At 67.0% G+C, this 19,617-nt stretch carries 18 protein-coding genes; 7 read left to right on the forward strand and 11 right to left on the reverse strand.

Annotated elements, in window-relative coordinates; all coding sequences use genetic code 11:
- Positions 1 to 126 precede the first annotated feature (126 nt).
- Complete coding sequence (locus TF1_RS11105; protein WP_016188189.1) at positions 127 to 1,578, forward strand: DUF3352 domain-containing protein; 1,452 nt, start codon at positions 127 to 129, stop codon at positions 1,576 to 1,578.
- Positions 1,579 to 1,660: 82 nt separating this feature from the next.
- Here the strand turns inward: TF1_RS11105 and TF1_RS11110 are convergent, their stop codons facing one another.
- A complete protein-coding gene (locus TF1_RS11110; RefSeq protein WP_011290909.1) occupies positions 1,661 to 2,467 on the reverse strand; it encodes an ABC transporter permease in 807 nt (268 codons plus the stop codon).
- Positions 2,464 to 3,426, reverse strand: coding sequence for an ABC transporter ATP-binding protein (locus tag TF1_RS11115; protein ID WP_011290908.1), 963 nt, complete (start codon positions 3,424 to 3,426; stop codon positions 2,464 to 2,466). Before TF1_RS11115 ends, TF1_RS11110 begins: the two co-directional genes overlap by 4 nt.
- A gap of 85 nt (positions 3,427 to 3,511) precedes the next feature.
- Between TF1_RS11115 and TF1_RS11120 the strand changes: the two genes are divergently transcribed.
- Both TF1_RS11120 and TF1_RS11125 read left to right on the forward strand, forming a co-directional pair.
- Positions 3,512 to 4,096, forward strand: a complete 585-nt coding sequence (locus TF1_RS11120) for a DUF1707 SHOCT-like domain-containing protein (protein ID WP_016188187.1) — start codon at positions 3,512 to 3,514, stop codon at positions 4,094 to 4,096.
- A 441-nt stretch (positions 4,097 to 4,537) separates the two neighbouring features.
- Complete coding sequence (locus tag TF1_RS11125; protein ID WP_016188186.1) at positions 4,538 to 5,929, forward strand: class II fumarate hydratase; 1,392 nt, start codon at positions 4,538 to 4,540, stop codon at positions 5,927 to 5,929.
- Positions 5,930 to 6,031: 102 nt separating this feature from the next.
- Here the strand turns inward: TF1_RS11125 and TF1_RS11130 are convergent, their stop codons facing one another.
- The 4 genes from TF1_RS11130 to TF1_RS11145 all read right to left on the reverse strand — a co-directional run bounded on the left by TF1_RS11130 (position 6,032) and on the right by TF1_RS11145 (position 10,215).
- Positions 6,032 to 6,682 (reverse strand): aggregation-promoting factor C-terminal-like domain-containing protein, encoded by a 651-nt coding sequence (locus tag TF1_RS11130; RefSeq protein WP_011290905.1) that lies wholly within the window; start codon positions 6,680 to 6,682, stop codon positions 6,032 to 6,034.
- Between the two features lie 347 nt (positions 6,683 to 7,029).
- On the reverse strand, positions 7,030 to 8,373 hold the full coding sequence (locus tag TF1_RS11135; protein ID WP_011290904.1) for a PhoH family protein: 1,344 nt from the start codon (positions 8,371 to 8,373) through the stop codon (positions 7,030 to 7,032).
- Between the two features lie 272 nt (positions 8,374 to 8,645).
- A complete protein-coding gene (locus TF1_RS11140; RefSeq protein ID WP_011290903.1) occupies positions 8,646 to 9,410 on the reverse strand; it encodes an isoprenyl transferase in 765 nt (254 codons plus the stop codon).
- A 205-nt stretch (positions 9,411 to 9,615) separates the two neighbouring features.
- Positions 9,616 to 10,215 (reverse strand): RNA polymerase sigma factor, encoded by a 600-nt coding sequence (locus TF1_RS11145; protein ID WP_104612950.1) that lies wholly within the window; start codon positions 10,213 to 10,215, stop codon positions 9,616 to 9,618.
- 1,021 nt (positions 10,216 to 11,236) lie between these two features.
- Between TF1_RS11145 and TF1_RS11150 the strand changes: the two genes are divergently transcribed.
- Complete coding sequence (locus tag TF1_RS11150) at positions 11,237 to 12,631, forward strand: serine/threonine-protein kinase (RefSeq protein WP_011290901.1); 1,395 nt, start codon at positions 11,237 to 11,239, stop codon at positions 12,629 to 12,631.
- 88 nt (positions 12,632 to 12,719) lie between these two features.
- Here the strand turns inward: TF1_RS11150 and TF1_RS11155 are convergent, their stop codons facing one another.
- The 5 genes from TF1_RS11155 to mca all read right to left on the reverse strand — a co-directional run bounded on the left by TF1_RS11155 (position 12,720) and on the right by mca (position 17,553).
- Positions 12,720 to 13,109 (reverse strand): hypothetical protein, encoded by a 390-nt coding sequence (locus tag TF1_RS11155; protein WP_061783875.1) that lies wholly within the window; start codon positions 13,107 to 13,109, stop codon positions 12,720 to 12,722.
- Between the two features lie 386 nt (positions 13,110 to 13,495).
- Positions 13,496 to 14,140, reverse strand: coding sequence for a hypothetical protein (locus TF1_RS11160; protein ID WP_146088112.1), 645 nt, complete (start codon positions 14,138 to 14,140; stop codon positions 13,496 to 13,498).
- A gap of 221 nt (positions 14,141 to 14,361) precedes the next feature.
- Entirely contained in the window at positions 14,362 to 16,359 is a 1,998-nt protein-coding gene (locus tag TF1_RS11165; protein ID WP_016188182.1) for a thioredoxin domain-containing protein, read from the reverse strand.
- A gap of 91 nt (positions 16,360 to 16,450) precedes the next feature.
- Positions 16,451 to 16,669 carry a hypothetical protein gene (locus tag TF1_RS11170; protein WP_011290897.1) on the reverse strand — a complete coding sequence of 73 codons (219 nt, stop codon included), beginning with the start codon at positions 16,667 to 16,669 and terminating at the stop codon, positions 16,451 to 16,453.
- A gap of 11 nt (positions 16,670 to 16,680) precedes the next feature.
- Positions 16,681 to 17,553, reverse strand: coding sequence for a mycothiol conjugate amidase Mca (gene mca, locus TF1_RS11175; RefSeq protein WP_011290896.1), 873 nt, complete (start codon positions 17,551 to 17,553; stop codon positions 16,681 to 16,683).
- A 157-nt stretch (positions 17,554 to 17,710) separates the two neighbouring features.
- On the opposite strand from mca, the gene TF1_RS11180 reads away from it, so the two are divergent.
- The 3 genes from TF1_RS11180 (at position 17,711) to TF1_RS11190 (ending at position 19,617) form a co-directional block, all read left to right on the forward strand.
- The gene (locus tag TF1_RS11180; RefSeq protein WP_011290895.1) at positions 17,711 to 18,145 is read left to right on the forward strand and encodes a DUF4307 domain-containing protein; all 435 of its coding nucleotides are present in this window, start codon (positions 17,711 to 17,713) and stop codon (positions 18,143 to 18,145) included.
- Positions 18,146 to 18,351: 206 nt separating this feature from the next.
- Positions 18,352 to 18,855, forward strand: a complete 504-nt coding sequence (gene greA, locus TF1_RS11185; protein WP_011290894.1) for a transcription elongation factor GreA — start codon at positions 18,352 to 18,354, stop codon at positions 18,853 to 18,855.
- 177 nt (positions 18,856 to 19,032) lie between these two features.
- Positions 19,033 to 19,617: an RDD family protein gene (locus tag TF1_RS11190; protein WP_011290893.1), complete on the forward strand. Its 585-nt coding sequence runs from the start codon at positions 19,033 to 19,035 to the stop codon at positions 19,615 to 19,617.

Consider the following 19,617-nt stretch of genomic DNA (forward strand, 5'->3'; position numbering starts at 1 on the left):
CAGGGAGCACCCCCGGGACAGCCCCAGGGCGTACCGTCTGGGCAGCCGCAGGGAGCACCCTCTGGGGCGGCGCTAGCGGCCCCGCACGGTCCGGGCGGTCCGGGTTTTCCGCCCTCGGGGCAGCCGATGCACAGCGGCCCGGGCGGCCCGCCGCCCCGCAAGAAGCCGGTCTGGCTCATTCCGCTGTCGATCGTGCTGGCCGTGGCCCTGATCGGCGGTGGGGTGTGGGCGTCCGTGGCCCTGGTGAACAACCTGTTCGGCGGGGCGCAGCCCGAGTCGGTCCTCCCCCGCTCCTCGGCAGTGTTCGCCAAGCTCGACCTGAAGCCCACGGGCCAGCAGTGGGCGTCCTACGCCCAGTTCTACGAACGGCTCCCTGACACGCTGAAAGACGAGTTCGAAAGCGCCGAAGACGACTTCGGTGAGGAGCTGTTCGAAGAGCTGTTCCCCAACGTCGAGCTCGACTACGCGTCCGAGGTCGAACCGTGGCTGGGGCAGCGTTTCGGTGTTGCCGTCTGGGCAGGCAACGAGGAGCCCCTGTACGCGATCGCCCTCGCCGTGGAGGACGAGGAGCTCGCAGAGGAGACCCTGACCCGGATCCAGAGCGAGGACGACACGCTCTTCTTCGAAGTCGTCGACGGGTTCGCGATCCTCACCGACTCCCAGGACGCGCTCAACGACCGGCGCTTCCTCGTCGAGAACGAAGGCACGCTGGAGGACAACGAGGACTTCGCCGACGACATCTCCGACATCGGCCGGGGAATCGCCACGGCGTGGATCGACTACGGCGCGATCGTCCACAACGAGGTGCTTGCCGCAGACGCCGACCTGGAAGACCTGGCTGAGCTCGGCCAAGTCACCGGCCGGCTCGTCGCGGTCGTGCGGATGGAGAGCAAGTACCTGGAATTCCAGGCCAACCTGGTCAACGCGGCGCTTGACGGCAACACTATCTTCGCCGAGTCGGTGCCTACCGGGGGCATCACCGCGCTGCACGACCTGCCCGACAACTCGGTGATCGCGCTCGGCGGGGACGGGCTGGACGCTGTCGCCCAGGCTTTCTGGGAAGCCAACCAGGGGAGCATCGAATCGTCCGAGGACTACGAGGAGTTCGACAGCGCGATGCGGGAGCTGGGCGTGCGCCTGCCCGCTGACTTCCACAAGCTTCTGGGCACCAAGACGGCCTTCGGCATGACCGACTTGGAGGGCCTAGACTACTTCGGGTACAGCGACATCCCCTTCGAACTGCGGCTGACAGGCGCAGACAGCGCTCTGTGGGACGAGCTGGTCTCCCCCATGAGCACCGGGTTCGGCCCTTCGCCTTCGGTGACCACCGACGGCGACACCACGGTGATCTCCATGGGCAGCGCCGGAACGGGGCGGCTCGGTGACGACCCGGTCTTCCAGGAGACGATGAGCGGGTTGGAGAAAGCCCACCTGGCGCTCTACATGGACCTGCGGGTCGCAGCCGAAATGTGGGAGGACGCGCGTCCGAACCAGTGGGGTGGCCTGGGCGGCGCCCTGCAGTTCCAGGAGAACGGCTCGGCGACGCTCAACCTGCGCTGGGTTCCCAGCCCTGAGTGATCCCGCACCAACCGCTAAGGGTGGGGCGCGGCGGACGGTCCGCTGCCCCCCACCCTTGCTGTGTTCTCGCCGGTGGAACGGGTCAGTCGATGAGGCGGCGCTGCATCTGGTGGACAGCGAGGACCCAGACGACCACGGCAAACCCCACGAGCACTGCCACATGGCCGAGGGCAGTCAGGGCTTCGATACCGAAAGCGCAGCCGCGGATCAGTTCCACACAGTGGTAGAGCGGGTTGGCCATGGCCGCTGTCTGCGCCCACTCCGGCAACTGGTCGATGGGGAAGAACGTTCCCGCGACCAGGAAGATCGGGGTGATGACCCCGGAGATGACATAGTCCGCCATCCGGATCGACGGGATGATCGCGGACAGCAGGATGCCGAAGAGCGCGAACCCGAACCCGGTGGCGGCCGCGATGACCGGGACGAACAGCATCGGCCAGACCGGGTCGAGGCCGAACCCGAAAGCGACGAGCAGCGGGGCGCAGCCGTAGACGCCGGCTTTCAACCCCAGCCACAGCGCTTCACCGGTGACCAGTTCCCGCACGTCCACGGGGGCAGCCAGCACCCCTTCGTACGTGTGCTGGAAGCGGCGGCGCACGAACGTGTTGATCAGCCCCGGAAACATGGACGTGAACAGCGCGGATATCGCCACGATCCCCGTGCCGAGGAATTCGATGTAGTCGTAGCCGCCGATGCTGCCGACGAGCGCCCCCATGCCCATGCCGAAAGCCAGCAGGTACAGCACGGGTTCGACGATCGACGAGAAGGTGATGGGCGCCCACGTGCGCCGGTACAGCGCCCACTCGCGGGCGAGGATGCCGAGGACGGGGGCAAACTCGAATCCTCCGGGGCGTGGGCGGTCTACGGTGGTGTTCTCGGTTGCGGTCACTCTACGGTCTCCCCGGTCAGGGTGACGAACACGTCTTCCAGGTTGCTGGCGCGGCGCATTCCCGTGCCGAGCCGGTCCCGCAGCGAATCGGGGAGTTCTTCGGCGCGGAGCACGGAAAGGGTGGAGCCGGTGCGCCGCGTAGTGAACCCGGCGTGGTGGATGACTTTCTCTAGTTCTTCGACACCTTCCGCCCCGATCTGGTACTCCTCGACGGTTTTCCCGGCGTATTTGGCGATCAGGTCGGCGGGTTCGCCGCGTTCGACGATGCGTCCCTTGGCCATGAGCGCCACTTCGTCGGAGAGCCGCTCCGCTTCTTCGATGTAGTGGGTGGACATGAGGACCGTGACCCCCTCGTCCCGGAGGGCGGAGATGAGCCCCCACAGTTCTTGGCGGACTTGCGGGTCGAGGCCGACAGTGGGCTCGTCGAGGAGGAGCACGCGGGGACGGTGGACGAGGCCGCGGGCGATGAGCAGTCGGCGGCGCATCCCCCCGGAAAGCTTCTCGGTGAACTCGTGTCGCCGATGCTCCAAGTGGGCGATGCGCAGTGCCCGCTCCACGGCGGCGTCGCGTTCGCGGCGCGGCACCCGGTACAGGTAGGTGAAGCTGCGCAGGTTCTCTTCGACGGTGAGTTCCTCGTCGAGATTGTCGTGCTGGGGCACCACTCCCATGAGGGAGCGCGCCCACTTCGACTTTTGGGGGATGGGATGGCCGAGGACGCTGACGTGTCCTTCGTCCACGGTGCTCTGCGCGGTGAGGATGCGCATGGTGGTGGACTTGCCTGCCCCGTTGGGGCCGAGCAGTCCGAGCACGACACCTTGGGGGACGTCCAGGTCGAGGCCGTTGACGGCGGTGATGTCGCCGAAGCGTTTCACGACCCCGCGGAGCGAGATCGCCGGTGGCGAGTCCGCTGACGGGTCCGGGGAAGGTTCTGGCCTTGCGGGCTGCGACGACGAAGTCATGGGGTTCACCGTAATCGGCGGTCGGATGTGGTCCTAATGATTTTTTCTGCGGCCACGGTGTCGGGAAGTACTGTTGACGGGTGTGATGGAGGGAACTTCCCCGGAACGGCTGCGGGCATCCGACGCGGACCGGGAGCGTGTACTGGCGGTGCTCCGCGAGGCAGTGGCGGACGGCCGTTTGGACTTCGAAGAATTCCAGGAGCGCAGCGACCGGGCTGCCGCAGCACGCCGCCTCGGCGACCTGGTGGGGCTCACCACCGACCTGGTGCCGCCGGAGGCGCAGCCGCTGCGGTTGGACTCCGGGCCGGTGGCCGCGCTGTTCGGTGCGAAGCGGCGGGGCGGACGCTGGGTGGTCCCCAGCCAGCAGTGGGTGTTCTCCCTGTTCGGTAGTGCCGAGCTGGACTTGCGGGACGCGCTGCTCGCCCGGGACCGGGTGGCGGTGGCCGCTTCCGCGTTCTTCGGCCGCGTGGTGATCCGCGTGCCGGAAGGCATGGAGGTGCGGATCCGGCGCCGCTCCTTGTTCGGTAGGCGGGCCGCAGTCCACCCCTCGCCGCTGCGTCACGCCCCCGTGCTGGAGGTTGACGGGGTCAGCCTGTTCGGTTCGGTGCGGGTCAGCACGTCCCGGAAGCGGCGGCTGGGGCGTGGCCGGCCGCGGCGTGAACTGAGGTGAGCGGGGCGCGTGGCCTGCCTGCCGTTGCGGGAGGGCTGCGCACGGCAGGCTGGGACCGGTCTGGCAGTCTGTGGTCTGGCTGAGGCTTGAGTGGGGAGTTGTGGCAGGTGTGCAACCGGGATCAAGGGGTGCGGTCCGCGCACGCCTTCGGGGTCAGTGTCCCGGGCGGGCAGCCGCAGTGCCCTGGGCACCGGGTCTGCTCGCGCCTCCACAGCCGTAGGGGATGGATGGTCGCCGACGGGGCCCCGGGACGGGGCGCACCGTGGGTGTGCGGAAAGGTGGACCGTAGTGGGAGTGGTTTTCCGCGGCTGGCCGGGCTGCCGGCGGCGGGTGCTGCGCCCGGACTGGTCTCCTGCTGCCGCGGGGCGCGTCCCCGCAGCACCGCCCTCCCTGTGAGCCTGACCGGCACATGCAACGAGGTTTGTCCTGGAGGTCTTTCAGATGACTGAATACCGCATCGAGCGGGACTCGATGGGCGAGGTCAAGGTTCCTGTCGAGGCCAAGTGGCGGGCGCAGACCCAGCGCGCGGTCGAGAACTTCCCTATCTCGGGGCAGGGCCTGGAGGCCGCGCACATCGCGGCACTGGGCCACATCAAGGCTGCGGCGGCGAAGGTCAACGCTGAGCTCGGTGTGATCAAGGAGGACATGGCCGAGGCGATCCGCGAGGCCGCGCTGGAGGTCGCCGCGGGCAAGTGGAACGACCAGTTCCCCGTGGACGTGTTCCAGACCGGGTCGGGCACGTCCAGCAACATGAACGCGAACGAGGTCATCGCGACGCTGGCCACGGAGCGGCTGGGCCAGCCGGTCCACCCCAACGACCACGTCAACGCGTCCCAGTCGTCCAATGACGTGTTCCCGTCCTCGATTCACATCGCGGCGACCTCCGCGCTGATCAACGAGCTGATTCCGGCGCTGAAGCACTTGGAGGAGACGCTGTCGGCGAAGGCGTCGGAGTTCGCCACCGTGGTGAAGAGCGGCCGCACCCATTTGATGGACGCGACTCCGGTGACCTTGGGCCAGGAGTTCGACGGGTACGCCGCGCAGGTGCGGTACGGCATTGAGCGGATCGAAGCGTCCCTGCCGCGGGTCGCGGAGCTTCCGCTGGGCGGTACGGCCGTGGGGACCGGGATCAACACGCCGGAGGGCTTCTCCGCGAAGGTGATCGCGGAGATTGCGCGGGCTACGGGGCTGCCGCTGACCGAGGCGCGCAACCACTTCGAGGCCCAGGGGGCGCGGGACGCTCTGGTGGAGCTGTCCGGTCAGCTGCGCACGATCGCGGTGAGCTTCTGCAAGATCGCCAACGACATCCGGTGGATGGGTTCGGGTCCGCGGACCGGTCTCAGCGAGATCTTCCTGCCGGACCTGCAGCCGGGGTCGTCGATCATGCCGGGCAAGGTCAACCCGGTGCTGTGCGAGTCGATGCTCCAGGTGGCCTCGCAGGTGGTGGGGAACGATGCCGCGGTGGCGTTCGGCGGGTCGACCGGCAACTTCGAGCTGAACGTGCAACTGCCGCTGATCGCCCGCAACGTGCTGGAGTCGATCCGGCTGCTGGCCAACATTTCCCGGGTGTTCGCGGACCGGTGCGTGGCCGGGATCACCGCTAACGAGGAGCGGTGCCGCGAGTACGCGGAATCGTCGCCGTCGATCGTCACCCCGCTCAACCGCTACATCGGCTACGAGGAGGCCGCCAAGGTCGCCAAGCAGGCGCTCGCGGAGCGGAAGACGATCCGCCAGGTGGTGATCGAACGCGGGTACATCGCCCAGGGCAAGCTGACCGAGGCCCAGTTGGATGAGGCGCTCGACGTGCTGGCGATGACCAACTCGCAGAAGTAGCAGCGGAACCAGTAACGGCGGTGGCCGCGGAAGGCCACCGCCGTGGTGCGCGTGGTGCGGGCCTGGCCTTCTGCCAGGCCCGCGGCGTTTGCGCGGGCGTGGTTAGTACCAGCCGACGCTCTGCGAGTGCTCCCAGGCCGCACACGGGCTGCCGTAGCGGTCCTTGATGTAGCCCAGTCCCCACTTGATCTGGGTGGCGGGGTTGGTCTGCCAGTCGGATCCGGCGCTGGCCATTTTCTCGCCGGGCAGCGCCTGCGGGATGCCGTAGGCGCCGGAGTAGGGGTTGCGGGCCTGGGGGTTCCAGTTGCTCTCCCGCTGCCACAGGGAGTCGAGGCAACTGAACTGGTCGGATCCCCAGCCGTAGTCGGCGAGCATGGCCTGGGCGATCGCCCGAGGGTCGCCGCTGGGGATGGATACGGGTTCCGGTTCTTCCTCTTCTTCCTTTTCCTCTTCCAGGGTGCCGCTGGCGGTGGCGAGGGACTGCGCGAGAGCCTGCTCCCGCTCAGTGCTGGCCTGTTCGAGCTGACCCGCCGGGACTCCCTGGGAGTCGTCGGGGAAGAAGGACTCTGTGTCCGCTTCGTCGGGCAGGATTGCGGCTGAGGCAGCCTGGTCCGGCGCGGCGCCGGTATCGGCGGCGAAAGCGGAGAAGCCGAACGTTGCACCGGCGACGGTGAGCGCCGCCGTTCCAGCCGCGGTAGCGAGCCGCAACGAAATTCGGTTCTTCAGCAAGGATTGGCCTTTCAACGGTCGCATGTCCGGTGGCTTCCCATGCGCTCGAATACACCCCGGATCTTGACAAGGGACTGGGTGGGCGACAGGCGAATCAACGGACACCACCGGCTGCCGTGTCGCCGAAGATCACCGCGCGCAGGGGTGGTTTTGGGGAGTCACCACAGACGACTGCGGAATGCGCGCTCTCGGGGTCTGAACGGAACAGAAACAACCTTGCCGCAAGATCTCGGCATCGTCACGCTACACCCATGGGTGACATAGACCACATTACATATTGGGGCTTTTTTGACAACCAATTCCATAGCGCCCCCGTCTAAAAATAAGGGCGCCTGCCCAGAAAACCGGACAAACGCCCATGTCTGCGGCGGTCAGCCCTCCAGCATCTCCGTGACGAGCGCAGCAATCGGAGAGCGCTCCGACCGGGTCAGCGTGATGTGGGCGAACAGCGGATGCCCTTTGAGCTTTTCGATCACCGCGACCACCCCGTCGTAGCGGCCCACCCGGAGGTTGTCCCGCTGGGCGACGTCATGGGTGAGCACCACCCGCGAGTTCTCCCCGAGCCGCGACAGCACGGTCAGCAGCACGCCGCGCTCCAACGACTGCGCCTCGTCCACGATCACGAACGAGTCGTGCAGGGAACGGCCCCGGATGTGGGTGAGCGGCAGCACCTCGAGCATGCCGCGGTCCACGACCTCGTCGATGACGTCCTGCGTGGTCAGCACCGAGAGAGTGTCGTGCACCGCCTGCGACCACGGCGACATCTTCTCGTACTCGGTGCCCGGCAAGTACCCCAAGTCCTGACCGCCCACCGCGTACAACGGCCGGAACACCACCACCTTGCGGTGCTGCTGGCGTTCCAGGACCGCCTCCAGCCCGGCGCACAGCGCCAGCGCCGACTTGCCCGTACCGGCCCGACCGCCCAGCGAGACGATGCCGACCTCCGGGTCGGTGAGCAGGTCAAGGGCGATGCGCTGCTCCGCGCTGCGCCCATGCAGGCCGAACACGTCACGGTCGCCGCGCACCACCTTGACCGACTTGTCAGGCAGCACCCGGCCCAGGGCCTTGCCCCGTTCGGAGACCAGCACCAGGCCCGTGTGGCACGGCAGGTCCCGCGCCTCCTCGATATCGGTGGTTCCGTGAGCGAAGAGCTCCTCGATCTTGTGGGCAGGAACCTCGAGCTCCGCCATTCCGGTCCATCCGTGCTCGATGGCCAGTTCCGCGCGGTACTCGTCTGCGGCCAGACCCACCGACGAGGCTTTGATCCGCAGCGGAAGGTCCTTGCTGACCAGGACCACGTTGTTGTTCTCGGCGGCGAGGTTGCGCGCCACGGTGAGGATGCGCGTATCGTTGTCGTCCTGCCGGAACCCGGCCGGGAGGACCTCGGGGTTGCTGTGGTTCAGTTCCACCCGAAGCGTGCCGCCCTGGTCGTTGACCGTTACCGGAGTGTCGAGAGCACCGTAAGCGACCCTCAGATCGTCGAGCTTGCGCAGCGCCTCCCGGGCGAAATAGCCCAGTTCAGGATGGTGTCGCTTGCTTTCCAGTTCAGAGATGACGACGATCGGCAGGACCACCTCGTGCTCGGCGAAACGGGTGATCGACAGGGGGTCCGCCAGCAGGACACTCGTATCGAGGACGTAGGTGCGCCGGCTGCTGTCTCCTGCGGCGGGGCTAGGGCGGACAGGGTCACGGTGAACGGTCGAGGAACTAGCCACTCGTTCTCCCCCTGGGCGCGGTCAAGCGCCCTAGACTCACGGGAATCCAAGGACCGGGACCAGCCCCATGAGGGCCGGGACCGGCCCCCTTCGTGATGGTTTCCTGTCTCGCCAGGAGCATCAATGAGTCGGGGCCTCCCGCGTGGTGGGTATGCGCACCCCACCACCGCTATTGACGGTACCCCGCTCATCCGAAAGAGCAAGACCTTTATTCGACCAATTCGTGAATAAGTCGTTACCTTAACCCGGTCGACCCTTGGGAGAACAGGCTGTCAGCAGCCGAAACGCCGCTGGCGCACACTGTAGGAGCGCAGCGCGCGCAGAAAGTCGATCTTGCGGAACGCGGGCCAGAAGACTTCGCAGAAGTAGAACTCCGAGTGGGCGCTCTGCCACAGCAGAAAGCCGGAGAGCCGCTGCTCCCCGGAGGTGCGGATGAGGAGGTCGGGGTCGGGCTGACCGCGGGTGTAGAGGTGCTTGGCGATGTCGTCGAGGTCGAGCCGCTCAGCCAGCTCCTCCAGCGTGGTGCCTTTCGCGGCCTCTTCGAGCAGCAGCGAGCGGACCGCGTCGGCGATCTCGCGGCGCCCGCCGTATCCCACGGCGACGTTGACGAGCAGCCCGGGGTTGCGCTCGGTGGTGGTCCCCGCTTCCTTCATCACCTGGGCTGTGGAGGCGGGCAGCAGGTCGAGGGCGCCCATGGGGTTGACCCGCCGCCCTTCGTTGCAGAGCCGCCGCACTGTGTTCTCGATGATCTCGAACAGCGGTTCCAGCTCTTCGGGGGGACGCGCGAGGTTGTCGGTGGACAACAGCCACAGGGTGACGACCTGCACCCCGACTTCATCGCACCAGTCGAGTAATTCGAAGATCTTCTCGGCGCCCGCCCGGTGCCCTTCTTTCGGGCTGGACAGTCCGCTGAGCCTGGCCCACCGGCGATTCCCGTCGAGGATCACTCCCACGTGCCGGGGCTTTGGAGCGTTGCTCAGCGCACGCTCCAAGCGCCGTTCGTACAGCCGGTAGAGAGGGATGCGCAACAGCCCCATGGACGGTAGTACCTCTCCTGACACCTTCGAGGCCGCGAACACGGCAGCGGACACGCGGGGTCTCCGGCACGTGCACCGTGCCGGAACACCACCGCAGGCATGATCGCACGACGGGTTGCTTCAGCCGTCGATCAGTCCTTAACAGTAGTCAAGAACTGGGACTGCGACGACCATCTCCTTCGCCGTCTTTTGCGTGGAATGCCCCTCAGTTCACCGCGAGGGCCTGGCGAACCCGTTTGCGGCCTTCGTGGATACGCGATTTGACGGTTCCCAGCGCCAGGTCGAGCTGGGCTGCGATCTCCCCGTACTCCATCTGGCACAGGTCGCGCAGCACGAGGGGGGCGACCAGGTTAGGCCGGTCCTTCTCCAACTGGTCGAGCGCTTCCAGCAGGTCGATCCGCGACCCGGCGATGACGCTCGTGGTGCGCGGGTCAGTGCGGTGCGGCAGGCGGTCGGCTTCCGTGGGCATCTCCGCGGCCCGCCGCTTGAGTGCCCGGTAGGTCTGCCGCGCAGAGTTGGAGACCACCGTGTAGAGCCAGGTCGTGAACATCGAATCGCCGCGGAAGTTCTGGATGTTGGCGGCCACCCGCATCAGCGCGTCCTGGCAGGCCTCCTCAGCGTCCTGCCGGTAGGGCAGGAAGCGGGCACAGCGACGCAGGACGTCAGGTTGGATGCGGCGCAGCAGTTCTTCGAGCGCGGCTTCGTCCCCCTCTTTGGCGCGCAGCGCCAGTTGCTCGAGGGACTCTTCCTCACCCGGAGCGTGGTTGGGGCTTACCGTTTCAGAAGACTGGTCTGCTTTGGTCACGACGGACACTCCCCACTGACGATAGTCGCGTCCAGCTATTACACGCATACCTCCGCAAAAAGGTTGACACATTTTCCCGAACTGCTGACCAGTCGTGACAAGATTCTGCATCTAAGGCAAGGTGCTGCAGCGGCCAATCCTGATGCGTGCACCTCTGCTACCACGACATTCCCACACATTCCAGAAATATCGGCACTATCCTGACTTCCTCCCCGCGCCAGCCGCCCCGTCGACATCACCGGCCCCCTGCAGGAGCGGGCTCAAGGCTGCGCTACCCCGCTGCCCGCGACCAGCCTCAGCGTCTCGCCTGCCCTGGCGTGGACGGGCTCCCCTGACTGCTGTGGGCTGGGACCACTCACCGGGAAAGGGGCCAACCACACTTCCCCTTGTCGATCACATCAATGACGACAGCGGATGGCCGCTTACTCCTACCGCCGTATCGAGGTGGCCGCTGAGTTCGGCGCGGTGCTCTTCTGCCCCACGCATCGACCAGCACACCTTTGACCGAGAAATCCTGATATCCGACACGGCCTGTGGCCGGAGCGCCGTGGCGCAAGCGCCGCCGAGCCGCATGGACTCGGCTACCTCAGACGAGTCCTGTGATCGCAGCCATCGCACCGCCCAGGCCGAGCACACAGCCCGCAGCCTGTGTGGGGAGTCCATGCTTCCAAGGACGTGGGCAGGATGACGGGACCGTACCGGTCACGGCGGTGGCCAGCTCCGGCGCGCATCGCGGCTACCGTGCCCAGCCCACGTTCTCGCACCCGGACGATGGATGCACTAACTGTGACGAACGGAACACAAAACCGGGGTATGTCGGCGGCATAGCGACCGCGGGGCACTCCCCCCGCTTACTCCGACTCTCTGAAAGAAGGCCCGCACGCGCGGGCGGGAAAACACGCCAGCACAGGGCCCGGAGCCCGGCGGCGTGCTCGTGCGCGTGCACAGACGGCGCCCTCCGCCCTCCTCCCCATGGCAAGATCACGGTGTCAAGGTCACCAAGACGTGGTAAGCAATACCTGTGGCACAACCGGAACGTTTCGGGCGTTATCGCGTCCTGCGGCGGCTGGGTTCGGGCTCGTTCGCCACCGTCTGGTTGGGACACGACGATCTGCTCGACACCCCGGTCGCTATCAAAGTGCTCGCTGAGAACTGGGCACACAACCTCGACATTCACCAGCGTTTCGTCGAAGAGGCGCGCATCCTGCGCCAAGCCGACTCCGAGTGGCTGGTGCGTGTCCACGACATCGGGACCCTGCCCGACGACCGCCCCTACTTTGTGATGACCTACGCCGACCGGGGCAGTGTCGCCGACCGGATCGCCCAGGGTCCCCTGCCGCTCGACGAGGCGCTCCGGCTGCTCACCGAGATCGGGCAAGGTGTGACCGTGCTGCACCGGCACGGCACCATCCACCGCGATATCAAGCCGTCGAACGTCCTGTTGCAGTCCAGCCCGGTCGGGGAGCGGGTGCTCGTCGCCGACCTAGGGTTCGCCAAGAGCATCGACGGTGCCTCCGGGTTCACCGCGTCTGCGGGCACCCCCGGCTACATGTCCCCCGAACAGAGCGTGGTCGGCGGCGACATCGATGTCCGCGCCGATGTCTACTCGCTGGGCGCGGTCGCCTACGAACTGGTCACCGGCAAACGCCCGCCCAGCCCTCCGGTGCGTGTCCCGCCGAGCCGGCTGCGCCCTGGGGTGCCGCCTGCCCTCGACGAGCTCATCATGTCGGCGCTGTCCCCGAACCGCAGCGACCGGCCGCCCGACGCGGCGACTTTCACCTCCCGTATCCGGGAGATCCGCATGTCGCCCGACCTGGAGTTGGCGACACCGTGGTGGCAGCGGTACCGCGCCACGTGGACCCGCCTGGTCGCCTTGGTCGCGACCGCGGTGGCCGTGCTCGGGGTGGCTCCGGCAGCCTCGGCCTCCCCGCATCTGCCGATGATGGAGATCTACGACGCCAGCGGAGAACTCCACGTGCGGGTGCCCACCCCGTGGCTCCGCCAGATGCAGCTCAACGGGTGGTCGCCGCGGGAACTCGGCCTGCCCGGGGGCCATGAACCGGGCCTGCTGGTCGCCACAGATCTCGACGCCTGGTCCGATGCCAGACAGTCGGTCTCCGGCCTGTTCGCTGGACTGTTCGTCTCTGACGGCCAGTCCCCCGACCTGGACCGGCTGATCTCTTCTGGTCTGTGCTCGGGCCAGCCGCAGCGGCAGCGGTTCACCAACGCCCACTGGGACGGCGAACTGTGGCAGTGGGTCGACTGCTCCCCGGACAGTTCCGAAGGGGACGTGTTTACTGCTGCCGTGTTGCAGCACCGCGGCCAGGAGCGGACCCTCTACCTGGAGATCCGCCAAACGGAGCACCAGCCGCAGACGGTTGCGGAGATTCTGGACGGGCTCCGGCTGATCTCGTAGCTCCGGTCGGCTTTTCGGGAGTGCGCCCGGAAAAGCAGGAACAGCTCCGCGTCCTGCCGCGGTTCTCCGTCCCTTCGGCTGGCCCTCGTTACCGGGCAGAGCAGCGAGTCTCGGGGGCCGGTCCCGCGTCTTCCCGGGCCGCGGGAGCGTCGTCTCTGCGCAGTTGCGGTGCGGAACGGCTCACCGCCGTGACGGCGTGGTCCGCACCGGCAATGCTGACGTCGCTGTCCAGGCCCGGCTCAGCCATATCCCGGCCCTGCTGTTCCCGCAGCCGGCGGAGCGCACCGTGGACTGTGGCCGGTGGATTCGCGACTCGGAAATTGACCAGGCCCCTGACCAGGCCGCGAAAAGAGACCGGGAAAACCGGGTCGAACAGGGTCCGTTCCGTCTCCTCGTCGCGGATCGCGACAGCGACAACGGAGTAGAAGACGGCTACAGCCAGAACGAGGGCGGGGATCACCCAGAAAAACGACTGCATCGCTGTTCCTCTCCGCTATGGCGTCACCAGTTCGTCAACGGTCACCTCCACGACGGTGAACTGTGCCGAACCACCGCGCCGCGGTGCAGCCGGTGGCTTTTCCCGGCACCTCACCTCAGGGATAAAAGATCATTACCCGACAAATAATGACAAAACCCAACAAATGCCCCACGGGTGTGGTGGTCGGCTGGAGTCAGACCATTCCCCGGCCGCCCCCAGCCGGCAGGAGAGGAATACCGCTATCAGCGCTGTGCACCGCAGGGACTTTCGGATGCAGACTTTTCTGCTCCGACTTGTCCCGCCCCCGAAACCGCCTGTTCCGCAGTGGTCGGAGCAGTTCCGGGCCCCGTACTCGGCTGCCGTGCCCGGGGAGCACCCGCCGCAGGTCAGGAGATCGCTTTGAAGCGGGACAGATCCGCTGAGCGGACAATCAGGTCATACTCTTCGGCGCGCTCCTCCACCATGACCGGCACATCGAATTCCAAGTCCGCTTCGGGGACATACCAGGCGCGAGTGCGGAATGTCCCCCCGCCCGTGCACGTGATCAGCCACTCGCTGTACTTCGTCTCTTCCCCGCTGACCAGCAGGAAATCGCCGTGCTCAACGATCTCGGAGTGCTCGGCCCGAATCCGTGCATTGAGCTCGGGGCGCTTCGGGCACGACGCCCACGGCCGCCGCCAACTGTCCGGGTCCGTCAACTCCGCGCCCTCCGGGTCGATCAGCCCCTCTTCAGACGCGTTGATCCGGATGCGCAACGCCTCGCTCGGGCAGTTGCCGCCCGGGGCGGGCCCCACTTCCGGCGGCGAAAGGCAGTTGTCGGCGATATCCGTGTGCCAGCCGTCCGGCAGCACTACGTTGATCCCGGTGTAGTTGTGCAACGTGGCCTCGTCGGACACCTGGAAACCTGATTCGGACGAAGCCATCGGATGCGCGAGCCCAGGCATCACCTGCGAGGGCGTGCCGAAACCGCATGCCGGAGCCGCCAATATCGACGCGGCCAGCGGGAACGCCGCAGCCCTGGTTGCCCGCACACGCTCCTCCTTTCCTTGCCCGCCGCTTCCCGCTCTCACCAGGCGGGCGAACGGAATCACGGTATCCCCCGTAAACCATTCCGTGGTTTCCTGCATCTCATCAGATAGGGAGCACAGTGGCGGGTTGACGAGACTCCGCCACGCACCCGTCATCGCGTCCTCTCGGAGCCTGCGTGGGGGCTTGCTCCGGGAGGACGCCCCCCTTGCGGGGTCTGCTCAGCTCAAGCTCTGGCGAGCTCCGCGGTCAACTCTTCGGTGGTCGTAGCCGGAAGCCGGCAAGTGAAGTTCCGGCACACGTAGGCCGCGGGACGCCCGTCCACCAGGGTCCGACCCTCCAGCAGCCCGATCCCCCCATCGTTGACGCCGTCGCCTCGGCTCACCACTGTCCCGGGCGTCGTGGCCAGCAGCGCGGTGCGGTGCAGCTCCTCGGCCACAGGATCCCCCTTGGGGCCCACTACAGCGATTTCGACCGGTCCGGCAAGAAGCGCCTCGGCGACCGCCATTCCCCACCCGGCGAACCTCGGGGTCTTCTCTGCGAGCGTGGAGACCACGCCGAGCGCGGCTTCCGCGGCCTCCCGATGCCGGAAAGAGCCGGTGAGCGCCGCGTAGCTGAGCAGGGCGCCCGCTGCCGCCGACCATCCTGAGGGGGTGGCGTCGTCGGTGAACTCGCGCGGCCGGTTGAACAGCGCTTCGGCGTCGTCTGCGGTGTCGTAGAACCCGCCCGAACCGTCGGTGAACCGGGTGAGCACGGTCTCCAGCAGCTCACCGCACACCCCCACCCACCGGGTCTCCCCGGTCACCGCGTGCAGGGCCAGCAGCCCTTCCGCGAGGTTGGCGTAGTCCTCCAGCACTCCGGCGCTCGTGCCAGGGACCCCGTCGCGGGACACCCGGACCAGCCGCCCGTCCGCGTAGTGCCGTTCCACCACCAGGCGAGCCGCCTCCCGGGCCCGCTCCACCAGGTCGGGACGGTCCAACAGAGCGCCCGCCTCGGCGAGCCCCGCGATCGCCAGCCCGTTCCACCCCGTCACCACCTTGTCGTCGCGGGCTGGTGGGACCCGATTGGCGCGGGCCTTACGCAGCCGGTCGCGGACGTAGGCGTACCGCTCACGGTCGTCCGGATCAGCACGGAGCTGCAGCACCGACGTGCCGCGTTCGAAAGTGCCCTGCTCGGTGACACCGAACAGTTCAGCGGCCCAGGCACCGTCCTCCTCCCCCAGCACGTCGCGCAACTGGGCAGGGGTCCACACGTAGTAGCGGCCCTCCTCGCCTTCGCTGTCCGCGTCCAGCGCACTAGCGAAACCGCCTTCCGCGGTGCGGAGCTCCGCCACCATCCAGTCGGCGGTCTCCACGGCGACCCGGCGGGCCAGCTCGTCCCCGGTCTGCCGCCACAGGTGGGTGTAGCAGCGCAGCAGCAGCGCATTGTCGTACAGCATCTTCTCGAAGTGCGGCACGGTCCACGTGGCGTCGACCGCGTAGCGGGCGAACCCTCCGGCGAGCTGGTCATAGATCCCGCCGCGCGCCATCGCCTCGGCGGTGTGCCGCACCATGCGGAGCGCTTCCGTCTCCGCGCCGTCGCTGACCCGGGCATGGTGGCGCAGCAGGAACTCCATCACCGGGGACGGCGGGAACTTCGGGGCAGTGCCGTACCCCCCGTTGACGGTGTCGTACTCGGCTGCCAGCCGCGCCACCGCCTGCTCCAGGACCTGCGCGCTTGGCGGCGGCCCGCTAGGCAGCGTGCGGGGGGCGCTCAACGCCTCGGCCACCCGCTTGCCCTGCCCCACCACCCCGGTGCGATCGGTGCGCCACGCGTGGCTGATCCCGAGCAGCAGCCGCTGGAAATGCTCCCGGGGAAAGTAGGTGCCGCAGTAGAACGGCTCCCCGTCCGGGGTGGCGAACACCGTCATCGGCCAGCCGCCGTGCCCCGTCATCGCCTGGGTGGCTTCCATGTACACCGCGTCCACGTCCGGCCGCTCCTCCCGGTCGACCTTGACGTTGACGAAGTTGGCGTTCATGATCTGCGCGGTCTGCTCGTCGGCGAACGACTCCCGCGCCATGACATGGCACCAGTGGCAGGCGGCGTACCCGATGGACAGCAGGATGGGCACGTCGCGGCGGCGCGCCTCAGCGAAAGCCTCCTCCCCCCACGGGTACCAGTCCACCGGGTTGTCGGCGTGCTGGAGCAGGTAGGGGCTGGTGGCGTGAGCAAGACGGTTGGGCATATCTCCTACTCTGCCCGTTGTCTCGACTCAAGACACCCGAAAAAATCAGCGGCCCCGCCGGGAGCAGCGGGGCCGACAGCATGACACCGGGTCAGTCCTCTCGGTCCTCCGGCTTGGTCTGCTCGGCCTCCTTCTCCTTCGCGGAGTCCTCGGTGAAGTCACGAGAGCGGGCGATGTCCAAGTGCCGCCGCATGGAGCGCATGAGCAGGAACAGCACCCCGCCGATAAGCGCGATGACGGTGAATCCGAGCAGACCCGGGGTCACCAGGTCGTTTACGGAGTCTGCGAGCTGGAGCGCCGAGAGGTTCATAGTCTCAATTCTCACACCTTGTCGCGGATGCCCGCGAAGAGGTCGTCCTCGGGCAGTTCGGTATCGACGAAGGACCGCGCCAGGTGGTAGTCCTCGGTGGGCCACGCCTCACGCTGGATGTCGTTAGGCACGGCGAACCAGAAGCTGTTCGGGTCGATCTGGGTGGCGTGTGCGAGCAGCGCGCGGTCGCGCACTTCGAAGTACTCGCCGCACTCGACGCGCGTAGTGATCTCCCAGCGCCGCGTGTCGCGCTTCTCCAAGCGCTTCATCCAATCGGCGTAGGGGTTCTCCATGCCGCGGTCGCTGAGCACTTTGGCGATGGCTTCGAAACGCTCCAGGGGGAAGGACACGTGGTAGTAGAGCTTGCTCGTCTGCCACGGCTCCCCGGTGCCCGGGTAGCGCTCAGGGTCGGCGGCGGCCTCGAAGGCTTCCACCGACACCTTGTGGCACATGATGTGGTCCGGGTGCGGGTAGCCGCCCTGCTCGTCGTAGGTGATCATGACGTGCGGCCGGAACTCGCGCACCAGACGCACCACAGGTTCGGCAGCGACCTCCAGCGGCTGCAGCGCGAAGCACCCTTCAGGCAGCGGGGGCGGGGGGTCGCCTTCCGGGAGCCCGGAGTCGATGAACCCGACGAACACCTGTCGGACACCGAGGATGCGCCGGGCCTCCTCCATTTCCTTGCGCCGGACTTCCGCGATGTTCTCCCGGATCTCCGGACGGTCCATCGCGGGGTTGAGGATCGAGCCGCGTTCGCCACCGGTGAGGGTGACCACCAGCACTTCCGCGCCTTCGTTCACGTAGCGCGCCATCGTGGCCGCGCCTTTGCTCGACTCATCGTCGGGATGGGCATGCACGGCCATAAGCCGCAACCGCTCGGACAATTTGGGAAGCCCCTCGATGTCGTAGTCGGACGGCGTTCACCACCCCGCCAGCCCGCTGGTCCGCGCTGGCGCGGCGCGAAACAGCACGGGCGGAGTGTGAGCCTGCTAAGGCAGGGATATCTTAGACAACTGTAGGTCCCACTTCCGGAGATTCCCTATGCCGCCCCAGCCCGACAACCCTTTGCGTGCCGCCGCCCAGCCGGTCTCGGGCACGCGGCGACGCCTCGGCAACCAGCCGTTCTTCTTCGTGCTCGGCGTTATCGCCGCCATCATCTTCACGATCGGCTGGGGTGCTGCTCTCTTCAGCTACAGCGGCAACACGCTGGGGCAGGTGCATCATCAAACGTTCGCGTGGCGGATCGTCTCCGACACGGAGGCTCGAATCTCCTTCCAGACCAACAGCAGTTCGGGTGCGCGCTGTCTGATCCGCGCCTACGACGAGTACCACGTCGAAGTCGGAACAACCGAAGTGACTGTTGAGGGGGGACTACGGGAAGTGGAGGCAACAATCGACACCGTTCGTCGCGCTACGACGGTACAAGTCGTCTCTTGCAGGGAACAAGCTTTCTCAAACGAGCCTGTCCACAAGTAGTTCCCAACCGCCCCTCGACAAGAGGAGCACCGATATCGAGCCCTCAACCTGACTCCGGTCGGGCGTCCGCATCGCGCTGTCCAGCGGGATTCCGGGCGTCGGTTGCCGTTACGCAACGTCACGCCGATTGATGGGCTCGATGCTAATCTCGTAGTTTCATCTACCGCGCCCCGAGCGCGGTCCCTAGAACCATCGAGGGAGTTCCCGTGACCGAGACCCGTGATGACAACGTCACCTGGCTCACTCAGGAGGCGTACGACCGGCTCACTGCCGAGCTGGAGTATTTGTCAGGGCCTGGTCGCATCGAGATCGCCGACCGGATCGAAGCCGCTCGGGAAGAGGGCGACCTGAGGGAGAACGGCGGCTACCACGCGGCCAAGGAAGAGCAGGGGAAGATCGAGGCCCGCATCGCCCACCTGCAGTCGATCCTGAGCAACGCGCGCGTCGGCCAAGCTCCGCAGCGCGAAGGCGTGGTCGGCCCTGGTATGACGGTGACGATCAAGTTCGAGGGCGACGAGGAAGAGATGACCTTCCTCCTCGCCTCCCGGGAAGAGAGCGGGGCACCCATCGACGTGTACTCCCCTAAATCCCCGCTGGGGGAGGCCATCAACGGCAAGAAAGTCGGGGAGAAGGTCACCTACAAGCTTCCGAGCGGTAAGGAAGCGACCGTAGAAATCCTCGACGCCGTTCCGTACAACGGCGGCTCATAACCCCTACAAGCACAACGCGGAAGGGGTGGCCGAGAGCCACCCCTTCCGCGTTGTGCGGTGGCGTCGGGAACGCAGTGGACACTGGCGGCCACTCCTCGAGTGGGAGCGCACCACAGGAAAGACGTCATAATCGTCCTGTTCACTGCTCTTGGTTGCCATCGTCTGGAGTGCCCCACTATGACGCACCCGCACCCGTCGCCCGCTCAACCCCCGTCGCCCTACCTGGGGCCTCCCCCGCCCCCGGGGCCTTTCCCGCACGGGGCCTACCCGCCTCCGCCCGGCGTGTTCCCGCAGCCGCCCGAGGTTGCCAGTTGGGGGCGGCGGGTCGCCGCTTTCCTCATCGACTCGGTCCTCGCGCAGGTGCTCACTTTCGGGGTGATCCTTATCGGCGCCCTAGTCGCCGCACTGGTGGACAACATCGCCTATCCCGAATACATCCACTCGGACACGATGAGCCCTGCCGCGATCACCATCGTGCTCACGGCGCTGTTCGCCGCGTTCGCCACCGCCATCGCCTACTGGTCGCTGCCGCACGCCAAGTGGGGAAAGACCATCGGCAAGTGGATGCTCGGCATCCGGGTGATCGCCGCGAACACGGGGACGCCCCCGTCCGTGGGCCGCGCGCTGGGGCGCTACTTCTTCTTCGCGCTGCTCTCGTTCCCCATGATCACGTTCTTCGTCGACTGCCTGTGGCCGCTGTGGGACTCCCGGGGACAGTCCCTCCACGACAAGGTCGCCGGAACCTACGTCATCCGCGGCTAG

Origin of the sequence: Thermobifida fusca NBRC 14071 = JCM 3263 (assembly GCF_001592045.1) — a bacterium.
GTDB classification, from domain to species: Bacteria; Actinomycetota; Actinomycetes; order Streptosporangiales; family Streptosporangiaceae; genus Thermobifida; species Thermobifida fusca.

Excerpts from the sequence above, each read along its gene's own strand:
- TF1_RS11155 (WP_061783875.1), bottom strand. The coding sequence starts at position 13,109 with ATGCAGTCGTTTTTCTGGGTGATCCCCGCCCTCGTTCTGGCTGTAGCC.
- TF1_RS11105 (WP_016188189.1), top strand. The coding sequence starts at position 127 with ATGCACAGCGGCCCGGGCGGCCCGCCGCCCCGCAAGAAGCCGGTCTGG.
- TF1_RS11180 (WP_011290895.1), top strand. The coding sequence starts at position 17,711 with ATGCCGCCCCAGCCCGACAACCCTTTGCGTGCCGCCGCCCAGCCGGTC.
- TF1_RS11115 (WP_011290908.1), bottom strand. The coding sequence starts at position 3,426 with ATGACTTCGTCGTCGCAGCCCGCAAGGCCAGAACCTTCCCCGGACCCG.
- TF1_RS11170 (WP_011290897.1), bottom strand. The coding sequence starts at position 16,669 with ATGAACCTCTCGGCGCTCCAGCTCGCAGACTCCGTAAACGACCTGGTG.
- TF1_RS11120 (WP_016188187.1), top strand. The coding sequence starts at position 3,512 with ATGGAGGGAACTTCCCCGGAACGGCTGCGGGCATCCGACGCGGACCGG.
- TF1_RS11130 (WP_011290905.1), bottom strand. The coding sequence starts at position 6,682 with ATGCGACCGTTGAAAGGCCAATCCTTGCTGAAGAACCGAATTTCGTTG.
- TF1_RS11125 (WP_016188186.1), top strand. The coding sequence starts at position 4,538 with ATGACTGAATACCGCATCGAGCGGGACTCGATGGGCGAGGTCAAGGTT.
- TF1_RS11165 (WP_016188182.1), bottom strand. The coding sequence starts at position 16,359 with ATGCCCAACCGTCTTGCTCACGCCACCAGCCCCTACCTGCTCCAGCAC.
- TF1_RS11140 (WP_011290903.1), bottom strand. The coding sequence starts at position 9,410 with ATGGGGCTGTTGCGCATCCCTCTCTACCGGCTGTACGAACGGCGCTTG.
- TF1_RS11190 (WP_011290893.1), top strand. The coding sequence starts at position 19,033 with ATGACGCACCCGCACCCGTCGCCCGCTCAACCCCCGTCGCCCTACCTG.